This is a genomic window from Pelagerythrobacter aerophilus, from assembly GCF_003581645.1.
In the GTDB taxonomy this organism is placed as follows: Bacteria; Pseudomonadota; Alphaproteobacteria; order Sphingomonadales; family Sphingomonadaceae; genus Pelagerythrobacter; species Pelagerythrobacter aerophilus.
The window spans coordinates 1-16,445 of record NZ_QXFK01000016.1 but is presented as its reverse complement, the minus strand read 5'-3'; the positions used below and the strand labels follow the sequence as shown (position 1 = coordinate 16,445).

The 16,445-nt window shown below is 61.1% G+C and carries 13 protein-coding genes and 1 pseudogene; 5 read left to right on the top strand and 9 right to left on the bottom strand.

Annotated features, from left to right (window positions below; translation table 11 throughout):
- Positions 1-70: 70 nt before the first annotated feature.
- Positions 71-208 (bottom strand): hypothetical protein, encoded by a 138-nt coding sequence (locus D2V04_RS17925; protein ID WP_182849710.1) that lies wholly within the window; start codon positions 206-208, stop codon positions 71-73.
- A 310-nt stretch (positions 209-518) separates the two neighbouring features.
- On the opposite strand from D2V04_RS17925, the gene D2V04_RS08365 reads away from it, so the two are divergent.
- The 3 genes from D2V04_RS08365 to D2V04_RS08355 all read left to right on the top strand — a co-directional run bounded on the left by D2V04_RS08365 (position 519) and on the right by D2V04_RS08355 (position 3,860).
- The gene (locus D2V04_RS08365; protein WP_228766365.1) at positions 519-1,301 is read left to right on the top strand and encodes a FadR/GntR family transcriptional regulator; all 783 of its coding nucleotides are present in this window, start codon (positions 519-521) and stop codon (positions 1,299-1,301) included.
- A gap of 112 nt (positions 1,302-1,413) precedes the next feature.
- On the top strand, positions 1,414-2,595 hold the full coding sequence (locus tag D2V04_RS08360) for a CaiB/BaiF CoA transferase family protein (protein WP_228766331.1): 1,182 nt from the start codon (positions 1,414-1,416) through the stop codon (positions 2,593-2,595).
- 47 nt (positions 2,596-2,642) lie between these two features.
- Positions 2,643-3,860 carry a LysR family transcriptional regulator gene (locus tag D2V04_RS08355; RefSeq protein WP_119513008.1) on the top strand — a complete coding sequence of 406 codons (1,218 nt, stop codon included), beginning with the start codon at positions 2,643-2,645 and terminating at the stop codon, positions 3,858-3,860.
- A 17-nt stretch (positions 3,861-3,877) separates the two neighbouring features.
- On the opposite strand, the gene D2V04_RS08350 is transcribed toward D2V04_RS08355, so the two are convergent.
- From D2V04_RS08350 to D2V04_RS08330, 5 genes are all read right to left on the bottom strand, one after another.
- Positions 3,878-5,359, bottom strand: coding sequence for an aldehyde dehydrogenase family protein (locus D2V04_RS08350; RefSeq protein ID WP_119513007.1), 1,482 nt, complete (start codon positions 5,357-5,359; stop codon positions 3,878-3,880).
- Positions 5,356-7,014 (bottom strand): GMC family oxidoreductase, encoded by a 1,659-nt coding sequence (locus D2V04_RS08345; protein WP_119513006.1) that lies wholly within the window; start codon positions 7,012-7,014, stop codon positions 5,356-5,358. Before D2V04_RS08345 ends, D2V04_RS08350 begins: the two co-directional genes overlap by 4 nt.
- On the bottom strand, positions 7,011-8,276 hold the full coding sequence (locus tag D2V04_RS08340; RefSeq protein ID WP_119513561.1) for an MFS transporter: 1,266 nt from the start codon (positions 8,274-8,276) through the stop codon (positions 7,011-7,013). The genes D2V04_RS08345 and D2V04_RS08340 overlap by 4 nt, the downstream gene beginning before the upstream one ends.
- A 150-nt stretch (positions 8,277-8,426) precedes the next feature.
- Positions 8,427-9,446 (bottom strand): PDR/VanB family oxidoreductase, encoded by a 1,020-nt coding sequence (locus D2V04_RS08335; protein ID WP_228766330.1) that lies wholly within the window; start codon positions 9,444-9,446, stop codon positions 8,427-8,429.
- A gap of 25 nt (positions 9,447-9,471) precedes the next feature.
- On the bottom strand, positions 9,472-10,734 hold the full coding sequence (locus D2V04_RS08330) for a Rieske 2Fe-2S domain-containing protein (protein WP_119513559.1): 1,263 nt from the start codon (positions 10,732-10,734) through the stop codon (positions 9,472-9,474).
- A 298-nt stretch (positions 10,735-11,032) separates the two neighbouring features.
- Here D2V04_RS08330 and D2V04_RS08325 point away from each other — a divergent pair, with 298 nt between their 5' ends.
- Positions 11,033-13,318 carry a TonB-dependent receptor gene (locus D2V04_RS08325; RefSeq protein WP_119513004.1) on the top strand — a complete coding sequence of 762 codons (2,286 nt, stop codon included), beginning with the start codon at positions 11,033-11,035 and terminating at the stop codon, positions 13,316-13,318.
- An 85-nt stretch (positions 13,319-13,403) separates the two neighbouring features.
- A complete protein-coding gene (locus D2V04_RS08320; protein WP_228766329.1) occupies positions 13,404-14,123 on the top strand; it encodes an SDR family NAD(P)-dependent oxidoreductase in 720 nt (239 codons plus the stop codon).
- A 39-nt stretch (positions 14,124-14,162) separates the two neighbouring features.
- Here the strand turns inward: D2V04_RS08320 and D2V04_RS18420 are convergent.
- The 3 genes and pseudogenes from D2V04_RS18420 to D2V04_RS08305 all read right to left on the bottom strand — a co-directional run.
- Positions 14,163-14,438, bottom strand: a pseudogene (locus tag D2V04_RS18420) (4Fe-4S dicluster domain-containing protein); the annotation flags it as partial.
- A gap of 220 nt (positions 14,439-14,658) precedes the next feature.
- Complete coding sequence (locus tag D2V04_RS08310) at positions 14,659-15,588, bottom strand: electron transfer flavoprotein subunit alpha/FixB family protein (RefSeq protein ID WP_119513000.1); 930 nt, start codon at positions 15,586-15,588, stop codon at positions 14,659-14,661.
- Positions 15,589-15,697: 109 nt separating this feature from the next.
- Positions 15,698-16,444 (bottom strand): electron transfer flavoprotein subunit beta/FixA family protein, encoded by a 747-nt coding sequence (locus D2V04_RS08305; RefSeq protein ID WP_119512998.1) that lies wholly within the window; start codon positions 16,442-16,444, stop codon positions 15,698-15,700.
- Position 16,445: the final 1 nt, after the last annotated feature.

Below are 16,445 nucleotides of genomic sequence, written 5' to 3'. Positions count from 1 at the left end.
TCGCCGATGCAAAAAAGGCCGCGCCGGAGACGATTCGGCGGCGCTTCGCGTTCAGGTCGCGCCAAGCTTTTCAGATCGGCAGGCCGAGCGGAACCGGGGCTTGGCCCGAAGATGCCCGATGCAACACCAGTATCTCAAGATCGTCGAACGCGCATTCGGCGACCCACTTTCCCGTACCCGTGACGAGCGTCTTGGTCTGCGCCCGCATCAGAGGGTTTTCGCGCGGCAGCCGACGCACGGCCGCGATTGCCTCTACCCGTTGATCGCCATTGTCCGCAGCGGTCCTGCCGTTACGCTGGGCCTGAGGAATAAGACCTCGCGCAGGTAAATGCGGTATTTCGCGGTTGACCCGGAGTCATCTGCTCCGGTTCCTTCTTCATGCAGCGATATACATGTTGTCGGACTCCGCAGTTTCGCTCGACCGCCCCATTCGCATTGCTGCAGATCAATGCCGCTCCCGGCATCTTAACTTATCGGTTCAAAGGCTAGTGGTGGGACCATTGACCCACCCCTTGTCTGTGATCGCAACACGCAATACCGAGAAACAGAAAAACAATACAAAGGCGAAAACGGCGATGGCAAAACCGGCAGGAAGCACAGCTAACGGCTTCAAGCCTATAAAGACGCAGCGCGCCTTTGAGGCAGTGTGCGACCAAGTCCGTCAGATGGTTGCCGATGGCACGCTCAAAGCCGGTGACAAGCTCCCCGCCGAGCGAGAACTGGCCGTTCGCTTCCAGATCAGCCGAAATGCTGTGCGCGAGGCGCTACGCAGTCTCGAGATGTCCGGTATCATCCGGAACGAAAAGGGCGTTAAAGGTGGCGCATTCATCCAAGCTGCGGAAAACGATCCTGTCGCACAAGCGATGCAGGACTTCGTTCATCTGGGAAAAGTGTCGCTCGACGAACTGACCGAAGCGCGTCTCGGCATACAGGCAATTGTCGTTCGCCTCGCCTGCGAGCGGGGTACCAGTGCACATTTCGACCGATTGGCCGAAATCGTGGAGCAGACCCGTATGGAAACCGATGTAGAGGCGCGCTATCGATGCGCGGTCGAGTTCTACCAGGTCTTGGCTGAAGCCACCGGAAACCGAATCTATGCACTCTTCGTGGGGGCCTTGTCTTCGATCCTGCAGAACTTCGTTGCCGGCCCGAATTACAAGACGCTTCAGGAAACACTGATCGATTCACGTTATCGGCTTGTCAGCGCATTGCGTGAGAGGGATTGCGAGGCAGCAGCGCTCGAGATGACCGCCCATCTCGATCGCATCCACACTCACATGCAAGAGAACGCCGCCCGTTAGTTGCGTCATCGCCGTGGAATTCGCGGACACTTCGCAAGGCCTGCGCTTGCAACGCAGCACATGAAATCTATAGGTAGGACCATTAGACCGCAGACAAAATGGAGAGCAGTGCGTGGCGGAAACGATGGTAGGTGCGCTGGATGGGATCAGGGTTCTTGATTTCACCGCCGTGATGGCCGGACCCTATGCCACGCGCATGCTGGCAGACCTGGGGGCGGAAGTAGTCAAGGTAGAGACCATGACCGGGGGCGACCAGGTCCGCGCCCGCCCGCCCCTTCGCGACGGCAAGAGTCGGTATTTCGCCCAGCTCAACGCCGGCAAACGCAGCCTGGCCTGCGATTTGAAAAGCCCTAAGATGCAAGACACAATTCGCGCGCTGGTGGCGAAATGCGATGTGCTGGTCGAGAATTTCAGGCCAGGTGTGATGGCGCGCCTCGGCCTCGATCATGAAACGTTGCTGAAGGTCAATCCACGCCTCGTCTATTGCTCGATCTCGGGTTATGGCCAGAAGGGGCCGAAGGCGCATTCCCCCGCCTATGCCCCCGTGATCCATGCGAGCAGCGGTTTCGACCTCACCAATCTGGAATATCAGGACGGATCGGAGACACCCGCAACCGGCGGTATATTCATCGCCGATGTGCTCGGCGGAACGCATGCCTTCGGGGCCATCCAGACCGCGCTTTTTCAGCGCGAACGCACCGGCCTCGGGCAGTTCATCGACGTTTCGATGCTAGAAGCGATGGTAGGTATGCTGGTCTATGAAATGCAGGTCGCGCAACAACCGCTGGATGAGCGGCGCCCGCTGTACAAGCCGCTGCGCACCCGTGATGGCTTCATCATGGTTGCGCCGACCAGCCCTGGCAACTTCCTCAGTCTCATCAAGGCGATGGGTCGTGATACGCTGGCGCAGGACCCGCGCTTTGTCACCAATGCCGACCGCAATCGCAACTGGGATGATCTTTTGGCCGAAACAGAAGCATGGACAATACAGCACAGATCGCAAGAGGCGGAAGCGATCCTTTCCGCCAAGGGCGTGCCCTGCGCGGTCTATCGAACCGTCGAGGAAGTAATGGAAGACGACCAACTGGCCGCCCGCAACGCATTCACCACGCTCGACGATGGGGCAGGACCGTTCAAGGTTACCAACCCGCCGTTCCAGATGTCGGCCTCCACCGCCCATGCCCGTGCGCATTTGGCAGCGCTTGGCGAAGATGGCGCCAACGTCATGCGCGAGATATTGGATATGCGGGACGAGGAAATCGAAAACTATCGTAACGAGGGACTGATGCTATAAGCATCGTGCAAAATCGATAAATGCCTGGCCGCCATTAGGATGATAGAATGGCCGAAGTCTTCGAAATCAACATCCGGCATCTGCGTGGTCTTCTGGCGATACACGAGCACGGCAGCATCACGGCGGCCGGATCGCTGGTGAATCTTTCGCAGCCCGCGTTGACCCAAGGCATAGCCAAGCTGGAACGCCAGTTCGGATACACGCTGTTCGAACGGCGATCAGGCGGGATGGTCCCCACGGCCATGGGGCGGATTGTGATCGAACGGACAGAGGCCGCGCTGAAACACTTGGGCGAAAGCGCGCAAGATCTCACCAACGTCTTCAACAATCCCGAACGATTGATGACGATGACCCAGCTTCGCGCCTTTCTCGCCTTGGCCGATGCGGGCAGCTTTGCCGCAGCGGCACGAACCATCGCGATCTCGCAAACCGCGGTGCACCGCGCGGTCGGCGATCTCGAACTGGTCATCGGCACCAAACTTGTGGAACGGCGCGGCCGGGCGGTCTGGCTGAACGCGGCCGGCAAGAGGCTGGCGCGTGGTGCGCGGCTGGCGGTGGCCGAGATCCAAGCGGCTCTGGTGGATCTTGCGCTGGACAGCGACAGCCGCAGCGAGATGATATCCTTTGGTGCGCTCCCGCTGGCCCGTCCGTTCCTAGTGCCGCGTGCGATGGCAGACATAGCCAAGGAGGTGCCGAAAGCCTCTTTCAGGGTTCTGGAAGGCAACTGGCGCGAATTGGTCGAGCCGCTGCGCGACGGCGCAATCGACATGATCGTCGGCGCTCTGCGCCCGCATGAGATCGCCGACCTTTATCAACGCCCCTTGCTGGAAGACATGCTGGTTGTCGCAGCGGGAAGCCAGCATCCGCTCGCCTCGGTTGAACGACCGACGATGGAACAGCTGCGATCGTACCCCTGGATTGTGGCACCAGCCAATTCTCCACTGAGGAACCATTGGGAAAAATTCTTCGCCGAAGGCCAGCGTCCGGAAACACAAATCGAATGCGGATCGGTGATGATCATCGGCCGTTTGCTGACCTATGCCAATCTGCTCACGCTCCTGTCGCCCGATCAGGTCGCACTGCAGATCCGCAGCGGGCTGCTGACCCAGATCGGCAGACCGCTTGAAGGCAGCCGCCGCATGGTAGGCATTACCACGCGGCGTAGCTGGCGCCCCACAGCGACGCAGCGACTGTTCATCGAAAAGCTGGAGCACGCAGCGCGCGAACGCATCTCGAACCCGGACCTGACGGGCACGTGGATCTGATCACGCGCCGCGCTCCCTTAGTCGAGATTGATCCACACGGCCTTGGTCTCCAGATACTCCTCGATATGGTGCGGCCCGGACTCCCTGCCAAACCCGCTCATCTTGTAGCCGCCGAAGGGCACACCAGGATCTAGCATCTGGTAGCAGTTCACCCAGACCGAACCCGCTTTGATGCCGCGCGCCACGCGGTGCGCGGTGGCGAGATCGCGGGTCCACACGCCACTGCCGAGGCCAAAACTGGTGGCGTTGGCACGCCCGATGACTTCCTCCGTCGTGTCGAACGAAAATGCCGAAAGGACAGGTCCGAAGATTTCCTCGCGCGCGATGGTCATGCCGTCGGTGACATCGCCGAAAATCGTGGGTTCGATGAAATAGCCGGCGTCATAACCTTCGCCCGCCTTGCGCGTGCCGCCGAGTAGCGGACTTGCGCCCTCGCTTTCGGCGCCATCGATGAATGACAGGATACGCTCCATCTGCGCCTGCGACACGACCGGCCCGATCTGCGTTTCGGGGTCAAGCGGATCACCAACGCGAATGGTGCGGGTATGCTCGACCAGGTGATCCATGAATTCGTCATGGATCGAGGACTCGACGAACAGCCGGGTGCCTGCGCTGCAGATCTGGCCTGCATTGGCGAACACTGCATTGGCCGCCGCCGGTACCGCCTTTTCAAGATCGGCATCGGCAAAGACGATATTGGGCGACTTGCCGCCCAGTTCCACGGTGACGCGTTTCATCGTCGGGGCTGCCGCCTCGATGATCTTCTGGCCGACACCAGTCGATCCGGTGAAGGCAATCTTGTCGACATCAGGATGGGACGAAAGCGCCGCTCCCGCATCGCCCATGCCAGTCACCACGTTGATCACACCTTCGGGCACGCCTGCATCCAGACATAGTTCAGCAAATCGGAGAGCCGAAAGGGGTGTCTGTTCGGCGGGTTTCATCACCAGCGTGCAGCCCGTGGCCAAGACGGGGCCCGACTTCCACACCGACATGCCGATCGGGCCGTTCCAGGGATTGATCGCGGCGACCACCCCGATCGGCTCCTTCAGCGTATGGCTCAGCACATCTCCGGGCGCTGAATTACTCAGAGTCTCGCCGGAAATTAGTGTGGCCTGCCCGGCGTAATAGCGCAGCAGCGCACCTGACCGGACCTTGCCCAGCCGCGTGCGCGACAGCGGCGCGCCCAGATCGAGCGTGTCGAGCATCGCTAGCTCGTCCCAGTTCTCTTCAATCAGGTCGGCGAGGCGCAGCATGATCGCCTGTCGCTCGGCGGGCTTCATGCGGCTCCACGGGCCGCCCAACGCTTCGCGCGCGACCTTGACGGCGCGGTCCACGTCTTCGACGCCACCACGGGCGACATTTGCCAGAAGTTCACCAGTCGCGGGGTTTCGGGTCTCGAACCGGCGGCCCGAAATCGCCGGCACACGCTGGCCGCCGATCAGCATGTCCTGTTCGCGTTGGGTGATCACGAATTGGACGGGCGTGTTTGCGTTCATGACTGAAACTCCGTTTCGGCAACCCGGGAGGGTCCCTGGCCGGGCGTCCGGCGCTCTTCCAGAATGAAGTCGGCGGCGCGCTGTGCGATCATCATGGTGGGCGCGCTGGTATTGCCGCTGATGATGGTCGGCATTACCGAGGCATCGATGACGCGCAGCCCCTCGATGCCGTGCATCCGCAGCTTGTGGTCGACCACGGCCAGGGGATCGCTGGCAGGGCCCATCTTGCAGGTTCCGGTTGGGTGATAGGCGGTGTTGACAATCCTGCGCAGCGCCGTGTCCAATTCGGCATCGCTGACATGCTCGGCGCCGGGTTCCAACTCCTTGCCGCGCTTGGCCGCAAGGGCGGGCTGGTCGAATATGCGGCGCGCCTCGCGGAAGCCGGCGATCAGAGTCGCCATATCGCGCGGATCGTCAAAGAAATTAGGCTCGATTATCGGCTTGTCCTCAGGCCGGTTGCTGGCAAGCCGCACACGGCCTTCGCTGTTGGGGCGAAGCAGCTGGATCAGCGCCATGAAGCCGTGGTTGCTGGGAACCACTCGGGCATTTCCTTTCAGCCCGACTAGGAATGTCATCTGGATATCGGGCCGTCCGCTGCCGTCAGTCGATACGAAGCCGCCGCATTCCGCCACGTTCGAAGCGAACATGCCCTGGCGGCGCAGTAAGTACCTAAACGGCGCCAAGGCATTTCTCAGAAAGGAGGAGCGCGACATCGCATAGGATTCGCCGCTGGGATTCTCAACCGAGAGATGGACGGTGGGATGGTCCTGCAGATGCGCGCCCACGCCGGGAAGCTCGTGTTTCGTCTCGACGCCAGCATCGGAAAGGGCGTCGCGATCGCCGATGCCGGACAGCATCAGCAAATGCGGCGAATTGGTCGCGCCGGCACTGACCAGTACCTCGCTTTTCGCATGCAGGATGTCACGCTTTCCATTACGTTCGATCTCGATACCGGTCGCGCGGCCATCATCGACGACGATCCTGCGAACCAGCGTTTCCTCGAACACGCTCAGGTTCGCACGTCCCATCGCGGGATGAAGGAAAGCGCGCGCCGCGGAAAGCCGCGTTCCGCGCCGCTGGTTGAGATCATAGCGGCCGAAACCGTCCTTGCGCTCGGATGCAAAATCGTCGTTGCGGTAATGTCCCGCCTGGACGGCCGCCTCGATGATGGCGGTGGTAAGAGGATTGTATGATGTCGGCTTTTCGACATCCAACTCCGCCCCCTTTCCGTGCCATGGCTTGTCCGGCCCGTGATAGTTTTCCAGCCGTTTGAAGGCGGGCAGCACGTCCTTCCAGGCCCAGCCAGGATTCCCCGCCTGCACCCAGCCTGCGTAGTCCTCTTCCTGCCCGCGAATATAGACGCCGCCATTGATCGCACTGCAACCGCCGAACAGCTTGCCGCGCGGAAAGCCGATGACCCGCCCGTCGATGGCCTCTCCCCCGCTCAACTGCTGTTGCCAGTTGTAGCGGGCGTGCGGGATCAGGAAGATATTGCCGATTGGCATGATAGTCTTGATATTGACCGGCCACTTACGGTCCGACGGTCCTCTCTCAATCAGCGCGACGGAGATGTTGGGATCGGCAGACAGGCGGTTGGCCAGCACGCTTCCGGCAGAGCCCGAGCCGATGATGATATAATCGAAACTGCGCGTCATGCAGGTGTGTCCTGCTTGCGGGTCAGCCGCGGGATATGGCTGCGCACGACCAGAAAGCCGATCGCGTTAACCAGCATCAGCACGGCGAGCGAACCGAAGAACATCTGCGCGCCGCCGCCAATCAGCCAGGCACCGGCCACCGCGCTGACAATGGCACCCGCACGGCCGGCAACGCCCATCGTGCCAAGCCCGCGTGCCCGGACGCCGGTCGGAAAGGCGTGCGCGCCCACTGCGAACATCGCCGATTGCGCGGCGCTGGCAAACAGCCCCATCGCGATGAGAAGGCCAAGCATCGGAGTTTCATTGGCTCCCCCCGTCATCGGCATGACCGCAAGCGCGGAGCAGACCAGCATGCCAACGGTCGCCATAGTGACCAGCGTCACGCGCGATCCCAGCTTGATGATGGCGAAGGACGCAAGGATCGCACCGATGACCCCGCCCATATTGAAACTAGTAAGGCCCAGGCTGGCCGCCTGCAGGTCATAACCGCTGCTAGTAAGCATGGTCGGGGCCCAGTTGAACATGAGATAGATCATGAACATGCCCGAAAACATCGCCAGCGCCAGCGCCAGCGTGTCACGCAGATGTGCTGCCCCGAACAAGGCAGAAAAGGGCATCTTCTCGACCTCGCCGCCGGCGCCCTGCGGAACCAGCGATGCGGGATCGGGGTGGCCGATCCGCGCCATCACCTTCTCGAACTCCGCCCGCCTGTTCCCGCGATCAAGCAGGTATTGCGGCGATTCCGGCAGGACCAGCCACAGGTAAGCGACAAAGGCCATTGTGATGCCCCCGCCCAGATAGAACAGCCACCGCCAGCCAAGCGAGGGCAGGATCGCCGCCGCGGCCAGCCCTCCCAACACACCGCCGATCGAAACGCAGACCACGCCGAACGTTACCGCCTGGCTGCGCCAGCGAGCAGGCGTGAATTCCGCGATCATGGCAGATGCCGTACCCGGCACGCCACCTAGGCCGACGCCGGCAAGGAACTTCAGGAAGGCAACCTGCCATAACGACGCCGAAAATCCGGTCACCAGCGTAGCCACGCCAAAGATACCGACGCCAATCAACAGTGCCCCGCGCCTGCCGAATAGATCGCCAATCACGCCCGACACCAACGTGCCAATTGCCATGCCCACGAAGCCAAGCGCAAACACCATGCCCAGCGTGTCACGGCTGATGCCCCATTCTGCGATCAGCGAAGGGGCGGCAAGACCCAGCATCTGGTTGTCGAGCCCGTCCAGCACGACGGCCGCCGCGGTCATCAGCACCGACCATATCTGGTAGTAGGACAGCGGCAGGGCATCGAGAAATCCGCCCTGCTGACTGCTGCTTAGCGAAACTGCCAAAATCCTCTCTCCTCAATGAAACCGGACGGCCACCTTGCGGCTCTTTCTGCCGGTTATGGGTGCGCCTTAGAGGTCGAGCACCAGCTTCGCCGAATTGGAGCCCGAGCAGCACACCATCACCGAAGAATTCGCTGCCTTTTCCGCATCCGTCAGGAAATGGTCGCGATGGTCTGGCACGCCATCCAGAACCTTGACCTGGCATGTGCCGCAGACGCCTTCTGAGCAGGCAAAACCAATATCGACGCCCGCTGACAGCAGTGCATCAAGCATGGTCTCGCCCTCTGCCACCTGGATCGTTTTCCCACTGCGAGTGAGCTCGAGCGAATAGCCGCCCTCGGTGGCCAGTTCGGTCTCGGCCGAGAAATATTCGATGTGGATATGGTCCGCCGGGCGGCCCTTGGTGAGCGCTACGAAAGCATCAAGCATTCCGCCCGGACCGCAGCAGTAGAGATGAGCGTCTTCACGAGTGCTTTCACTGAGCGCGGCAAGGTCGAGCTTGGCCCCTCCCTCAATCCCGTCGAACACGATCTTCGCGGCTGGATATGCCGCAAGCCTGCCGACATAGGCGGCCCGTTCAGGAGTGGCGGCAACATAGTGCAGTTCCCAGCTCCGTCCCAACTCCTCAAGCCGCGCGATCATCGGAAGCATGGGCGTGATGCCGATGCCGCCTGCGATGAGCACGGTATGCGGGGCGTCCTCGTTCATCGGGAAATTGTTCTTGGGGACTGAAATCTCCACCACCTCACCCACGCGCCAGACTTCGTGAATGTGGCGTGAGCCGCCGCGGCTGTCGATCGCGTGATGAACCGCGATTTCGTAATAGCTGCGCTGCTTCGGATCATTGACCAGCGAATAGCTTCGCGTCAGCCCGGGTTTCAGTTCGACATCGACATGTGCGCCCGGTTCGAACGCAGGCATGTCCTGGCCATCGAGAGAGGTCAGGAAATAGGAATTGATCCCATCCGCCTCCCACTCGATTTTCTTGATTCTTACTTTCATCTTGCTTTTCTGGCTGTAGGCGGGCGCATCGTCGAAGGCGAGCGCATCGCCTTCGGCCGCATACGGCATGTCTTCCGGATCCCGCATCTGTCTCTCCCGCGAAAGGAAGGGCCTATTCGGCCGCCTCCACTTCCTTGCCCCACCGCGTCGCCTTGGAAAGCGCGGTCTTGTACGCGCGATCAAGGCTGTCCTTGGGATCGTGCAGGAAAGAACCGGCGCGAGCAGCATAGAATACTTCAGGCTCTTTCACGCCAGGTGCGGGCGCCTTGCCTTCGGCTACAGAACGGGCGGCCAGCAAGGCGCGACGGCGTACGCGTGCGATCATCTGGTCGGTCGGAGCCAGGTTCTCGAAGCTGTGGTCAGTAATCGGCCCCATGCTCTCGGTCACGGCCTGGTCCTGCATTGTAATGTTGGGGATGCCGGTGAACTGCGTGCCGTTGCGCTGAGAATCGCGGTCGATCGCCCAGTCGTTCGCCTGGCTGTCAGTCGAGCGCCAGCGACCGTACCAATCCGTGGTGTTCGGCTGGTATTCGATCTTGTCGAAAAGCGGCGTGCCGTCTTTCAGCGTCGAGGTATAGGCCGGGTTGCCCGCATCGGTTCCGCAGGTGATGTCGAATAGCATCGAGTGTTCGTCATCGATCGGCACCCATGCGCGGGCGATGGCACGGGTCGCGAAACGGTTGTTGGGCGTCTGCGTCCAGAATGGAAACATGTAATGCGCCACGCGCCATGACATCTGCCCGTCGTCATTGGGACGATAGCCGCCATACATCACGCCCCAGTCGGATTGCTGCACCTCATACTCAGGCGCACGGTTGAGGACAGTCGGGCGCATCGGGTGGTCCTCGTCCAGATCCTCCGCCTTCAGCGAACCAACATGCAGGAAGCCGACGTGGCTGGTGTCGAGGTCGCCTTCCAGCGCCTGGAGCCAGTTGCAGTCGCGCTGCAGGCACCAGATCTCGGCATCGGGCGACATGGCTGCCTCGATCTGCGGGCGCGGCGGCGGTGCATCCTGATCAGCGCCCATGTAGACCCAAACGAGGCCATTCGATTCATAGGTCTTGTAGGCCTTAGCATGGACGCGTTCCTTGAAATCCATTCGCGCCGGGACAGAGGGCATGTCGACGCACTTGCCGTTCACGTCGAATTTCCAGCCGTGATAGACGCAGCGGATGCCGCTTTCCTCGTTACGGCCGATGAACAGCGAGGCGCAGCGATGCGGGCAACGGTGGTCCATGATGCCGACCCGACCCTCGCTGTCGCGGAAAGCGATCAGCTTCTCGCACAGCAGCATCAGCCGAACCGGGTCGCCATCGGCCACCAGCTCCGATGAGAGACACGCCGGAATCCAGTATTGGCGCATGAAGGTGCCCATAACGGTGCCGGGGCCCACGCGGGTCAGGTCTTCGCTGTCCTTGGTCTGCATCTCATCCTCACAGTTTTCGTTTTGGCACGCCTGCGACCCTACCCGCGGCCGGAACCCGCCTCAGTCCAGATGGGCCGGAAGTCATTTTCCAATGCCGAGCTAGATTGTCTGTCGTCCCATCCCCAATCGGATTATGGTTGTACCATTCAAAAAACGGGATGATGCTATTGCTATTATTGCTCTTCATCGCTCTTTCTCGGCTCCAGAACAAACTTGCCTGCAAAACCTCAGGGAGAGGAATCCGAGAATGGCCAATATATTTCAGACAGTTGCATCATGTTTTGCCATCGCATCGTGCTGGGCGGCGCCAGCCTTTGCGCAGGACGCCGGGGACCAAGCACCATCGGATTCGGTCGGCAATGCCGATCAAGAGGAGTCCGCGCGGGTACCCGTTCGCCGTGATGACACGCAGGAAATCATCGTCACTGCGCAACGTCGTGAATCGACCGTTGGCGACGTTCCCTTCTCGATCGCAGCCTTTGGTGGTGCCCAGCTGGCCGAACAGCAGGTATTCAGCCCCACCGCACTGACGACCGAACTTCCCGGCATCACCGTCAACACATCGGACAAGTCGCTGTCGATCCTCTCGATCCGCGGCAATGTCTCGACCTTCCGTACCGCCACGCTGGATACGCCCGTCGCCTATTTTCAGGACGACATCTACTACGTGTTCAACAATGACCTGAACGCCAATTTCTACGACGTGAACCGCGTCGAGGTGCTGCGCGGCCCGCAAGGCACGCTATTCGGACGCAATGTGGTGGGCGGCGCAATCGCTGTCGTCACCAATAATCCCGAATTCGGCGAAGACTACGCGATGCAGGTGACCGCCGGTAATGGCGGCTACGTCCGCACGGAGGGCATGATTAACGGGACCGTGGTCGAAGACAAGCTGGCCGCCCGCGTTGCATTTTCGACCGAGAGCTCGGACGGTCTGATCGACACGCCCAACCAGTCGGGCAGCTATGGGAAGACCGACGGCTATGCCGCGCGCGGCAAGCTGCTTTTCACGCCGACCGACACGCTCGAGATCGTTCTTGCCGGCGATTATTCGTACACTAAGGGCAATGGGGGTTCGATCCAGTTGGGGATCGGCGGAGAGCAGGTTGTGCCGGACACGTTCGGCGACTTCACCAATGACGAGTGGACGAACAATGACTATGCCCGCTCACCTTATCGCCAGCGGCTTCGCGGCGGCTATCTGCGCGGCGACCTTGAACTGTTTGGCGGTACGCTGACTGCGATCACTGGCTATCGCATGAACGACAGCCACGCAATCAACGATGATATCCCGGTCGGCACTGTGGTCCCGGTCTTCGATCGCCGCCAGGACGTGAAGAATCGCAGCTTCACCCAGGAAGTCCGTTTCGCATCGGCGCCCAATCGCCTGTCTTATGTCGTCGGCGCCTACTACCTGAACGCCGACGTCTCGACGACCAACATCTTCTATTACAGCCCCCTGCCCGGATCGGTATTCGACGGACGCATCCGTACTAACCCGGGTGTCTCCCACATCACGCGTGTGCAGGACGGCAAGGTCCAGTCCTATGCAGTGTTCGGCGAGCTGACCTTCGAAGTTACCGACCGCCTCTCGGTGGTTGCCGGTGGCCGTTATACGAAAGACAAGAAGTCGATCGACTACCGTGCCTTCTCGACCACCGACCCCGACGGCATCCCGGGGCTTGGCTACCCGGGCGATGTCAGTGCGTCAGGCGGTGAGAGCTGGGATGCGTTCACGCCTCGCTTCACCGTGAAGTACGAGCCTGTCCATGGGGTGAATCTGTATGCGACCTATGCCAAGGGCTTCAAATCGGGCGGCTTTGTCGACAATGCCTATCTCAACCCCACCATTCCGCTCGACCCAGAAAAAGCCCGCAACTACGAAATCGGCGCGAAGAGCCGCCTCTTCGGCAACATGCTCGACCTCAATATCGCGCTGTTCGACCAAGAGACGAAAGATCTCCAGAACTTTTCGGGCGCGGGCGGTGTGGCGCATACCTTCAACGGCACGCTCAAGATGCGTGGGCTTGAACTGGAATCGAAATTACGTCCCGTCGACGGGCTGCAGTTTACCTTTAACTACACGCATCTCGATGGCGAATATTCCTCGCTGTACGATCCGCTGGTCGATGTCGACTATTCGGGCAATCCCGCAAAATACGCACCAAGCCACTCGTTCCTGGCTCGCGCGAAATACGATGCCTACCTGCCCAATGGCGCCACGCTGTCCCCACAGGTCGAGTTCAACTATTCGTCGCGCATTTCGACCGACGATGCGAACAATCTTTCGAGCTTCCAGAATCTCTATGACGACACGCGAGGTCAGACGGTCAACGCACGCTTGAATTACGAGAGTGCGGACGGTCACTGGAATCTGGGTGTATGGGGCAAGAACCTCACCAATAACTACCAGATCATGCATGCCGACGACATTACGGCCTTTCTCGTCGTGCCGACCGGCCAGACTCGATACTGGAAGATCTTTACCAACACACCGCGCAGCTATGGCCTGACGCTGGGTTACAAGTACTGAATTCTTGGGGGCAGAACTGGACTGCAATATGTCTCTAACCGAAATCCCCAAGCCCGGTTCTTTTTCGTTCGAAGGGCGAACCGCGATGATCACCGGCGGCGCCAAAGGCGTTGGCGAGGCGATCTGCCGCGAAATCCATGCGGGCGGTGGGCGCGTTGCAATCTGCGATATCGATCTGGCGGCGGCTGAGGCCGTCGCCAGGTCACTCGACCCGTCGGGGGAGACCGCGACGATCCTCAACCTCGACGTGCGCAGCAAGGATGACTTCATCGCCGGACGCGGTGCGATGATCGAAAAATGGGGCAAGGTCGATATATTGGTGAACAATGCCGGCTTCGCCAAGCGAACATCGGTGGACGACATCACCCCTGAGGAGTTCGACGAGATCGTTGCCATCAACATGCGCAGCGTTTTTTTGGGCTGCCAGGTTTTCAAGGATCACATGTCGGCGAATGGCTATGGCCGCATCGTCAACATCACCTCGCTCGCGGGCCAGAACGGAGGCACAGTCGCGTCGCCACACTACGCCTCGTCCAAAGCCGGCGCGATCATGCTGACGAAATATTTCGCACAATTGCTTGCAGACTCCGGCGTGACGGTGAATGCTATTTCGCCTGGCCCCATCGCCACGGCCAAGGCACGGCTGTCGGACGAACAGATTGCAATGGTCGAGGGCAAGGTCCCTGTCGGGCGTTTCATGGAAGTCAGCGAAATCGCCGCCGCTGCAGCGCTGCTCGCATCCGACCGTGGCGGCTTTTTCGTGGGCGCGACATTGGACATGAACGGCGGACTCTATGTCCGCTGACATCCCATACATGTGGGGATAGTTTGGCCCCGCTGCCACCCTCTGGGCGACCCAATTGATGTCGTAGGTCCTGCAGTGGACCCAGTTCTGGGCATTGATCACGACTTGGGCTCGCCCTCTTCGGCGCGCGGGTATATTCATAGTGGCCGGCCGGAGGTAATGTTCGGCGGGGCCTGCGAAAACGGGCAAGTTGGTCTTCAGCAGAACTTCGAGTTCGTTCAGTTGAAGTCGGCAGGGCTGGCCTTTCTCTGATTGGTGTCGACAGGAACACGGACGGCAGCCGGTCGAGGCTGATCTTGCTACCGGGCTTGGAATAGTCGATCGGCTTGAGCAGGCTGGCCCCCTGCAACTGGTCGCAGTTGCGGTGGTGCTTCATGGTGACGGGCAGGCTGATCTTCAGCGTGCGCATCCACATATCGACACGGGCGATCGCCGTGCCCAGCGCGCCGCCGATCTTCCACTGCTTTGGCCGTATCGCCGGCGCCAATCCCGCAACGCCGCCACCGACGATCACGAGGGATGAATTTGCGTGTCGTCATAGAGCGTCAGTCAACGATGGGACGGCCTCGTAGAGGTCGGCGACGAGACCGATGTCGGCGACCTGGAAGATCGGCGCGTCCTCATCCTTGTTGATGGCGATGATGGTCTTGGAGTCCTTCATCCCGGCGAGGTGCTGGATCGCGCCGGAGATGCCGATCGCGATATAGACTTCCGGTGCGACGATCTTGCCCGTCTGGCCGACCTGGTAGTCGTTGGGGACATAGCCCGCATCGACCGCCGCGCGGCTCGCACCCACGCCCGCGCCGAGCTTGTCGGCGAGCGGCATGATATATTCCTCGAAGGTCGCTGCGTCCTTGAGCGCGCGGCCGCCCGAGACGATCACCTTGGCGCTGGTCAGCTCGGGACGCTCGCTCTTGGCGAGCTCCTGGCCGACGAAGCTCGAGATTCCCGCATCGCCGGCGCCGGAGACCGCCTCGACCGTGCCCGAACCGCCTTCGGCGCCGGCCTTGTCGAAAGCCGTGCCGCGCACGGTGATGACCAGCTTGGGATCGCTCGATTCGACCGTCGCGATCGCGTTGCCGGCATAGATCGGACGAGTGAAGGTCTTCTCCCCCTCGATCGACAGGATGTCGGAGATCTGCATCACGTCGAGCAATGCGGCAACGCGCGGGGCGATGTTCTTGCCGGTGGTCGTGGCAGGAGCGAGAAAGGCGTCGTGGTCCTTCATCAGCTCGGCCGCGAGCGGCGCGACGTTCTCGGCCAGCTGGTGCTCGTAGGCGGGATCGTCGGCGACGTGGACCTTGCCCACCCCTTCGATCTTCGCGGCCGCCTCGGCCGCCGCGCTGCAGCCGCTGCCGGCAACCAGCAGGTGCACTTCGCCGAGCTTGGCGGCGGCGGTGACCGCGGACAGCGTTGCGTCCTTTACCGAAGCGTTGTCGTGTTCGACCAGAACCAGCGTTTTCATCGTCTCTTCCCTAAATTCCGTTGTCCCGCAGCGCTCGAGGTGGTGAGCGGCCCTTCGATCCTTCGGCGTGGCTCAGGATCCGGGGCGAACGGGAGCAGACCTGCTAAGCTCAAGCGATCCCAAGCGCCTTGATCTTGGCGACCAGCTCGTCGACGTCGGCGACCTTCACACCCGCCTGCCGCACCGGCGGTTCGGAGACATTGGTCGTCTTGAGACGCGGCGCAGTGTCGACGCCGTAATCGGCGGGGCTTTTGGTATCGAGCGGCTTCTGCTTCGCCTTCATGATGTTCGGCAGCGAAGCATAGCGCGGCTCGTTCAGGCGCAGGTCGGTGGTGACGATCGCCGGAAGCGTGAGCTTGACTGTCTCGAGGCCGCCGTCGATCTCGCGCTTCACGGTGACGCTCTCGCCGTCGATCTCGACGTCGTTGGCGAAGGTGCCCTGCGGCCGGCCGGTCAGCGCGGCCAGCATCTGGCCGGTCTGGTTCGAATCGTCGTCGATCGCCTGCTTGCCCAGGATCACCAGGCCTGGCTGCTCCGCCTCGTAGATCGCCTTGAGGATCTTGGCGACCGCCAACGGCTCGACCTCGTCATCGGTCTGGACCAGGATCGCACGGTCGGCGCCCATCGCGAGCGCGGTGCGCAGCGTTTCCTGGGCCTTGGCCGGACCGATCGAAACCGCGACCACTTCCTCGGCCTTGCCGGCTTCCTTGATTCGCAGCGCTTCCTCGACCGCGATCTCGTCGAACGGGTTCATGCTCATCTTGACGTTCGCAAGATCGACACCCGTACCGTCCGCCTTCACCCGAGGCTTCACGTTGTAGTCGATCACCCGTTTCACGGGCACGAGGATCTTCATG

Excerpts from the sequence above, each read along its gene's own strand:
- D2V04_RS17925 (WP_182849710.1), bottom strand. The coding sequence starts at position 208 with ATGCGGGCGCAGACCAAGACGCTCGTCACGGGTACGGGAAAGTGGGTC.
- D2V04_RS08355 (WP_119513008.1), top strand. The coding sequence starts at position 2,643 with ATGGCCGAAGTCTTCGAAATCAACATCCGGCATCTGCGTGGTCTTCTG.
- D2V04_RS08350 (WP_119513007.1), bottom strand. The coding sequence starts at position 5,359 with ATGAACGCAAACACGCCCGTCCAATTCGTGATCACCCAACGCGAACAG.
- D2V04_RS08345 (WP_119513006.1), bottom strand. The coding sequence starts at position 7,014 with ATGACGCGCAGTTTCGATTATATCATCATCGGCTCGGGCTCTGCCGGA.
- D2V04_RS08340 (WP_119513561.1), bottom strand. The coding sequence starts at position 8,276 with ATGACCGCGGCGGCCGTCGTGCTGGACGGGCTCGACAACCAGATGCTG.
- D2V04_RS08335 (WP_228766330.1), bottom strand. The coding sequence starts at position 9,446 with ATGCGGGATCCGGAAGACATGCCGTATGCGGCCGAAGGCGATGCGCTC.
- D2V04_RS08330 (WP_119513559.1), bottom strand. The coding sequence starts at position 10,734 with ATGGGCACCTTCATGCGCCAATACTGGATTCCGGCGTGTCTCTCATCG.
- D2V04_RS08325 (WP_119513004.1), top strand. The coding sequence starts at position 11,033 with ATGGCCAATATATTTCAGACAGTTGCATCATGTTTTGCCATCGCATCG.
- D2V04_RS08320 (WP_228766329.1), top strand. The coding sequence starts at position 13,404 with ATGATCACCGGCGGCGCCAAAGGCGTTGGCGAGGCGATCTGCCGCGAA.
- D2V04_RS08310 (WP_119513000.1), bottom strand. The coding sequence starts at position 15,588 with ATGAAAACGCTGGTTCTGGTCGAACACGACAACGCTTCGGTAAAGGAC.
- D2V04_RS08305 (WP_119512998.1), bottom strand. The coding sequence starts at position 16,444 with ATGAAGATCCTCGTGCCCGTGAAACGGGTGATCGACTACAACGTGAAG.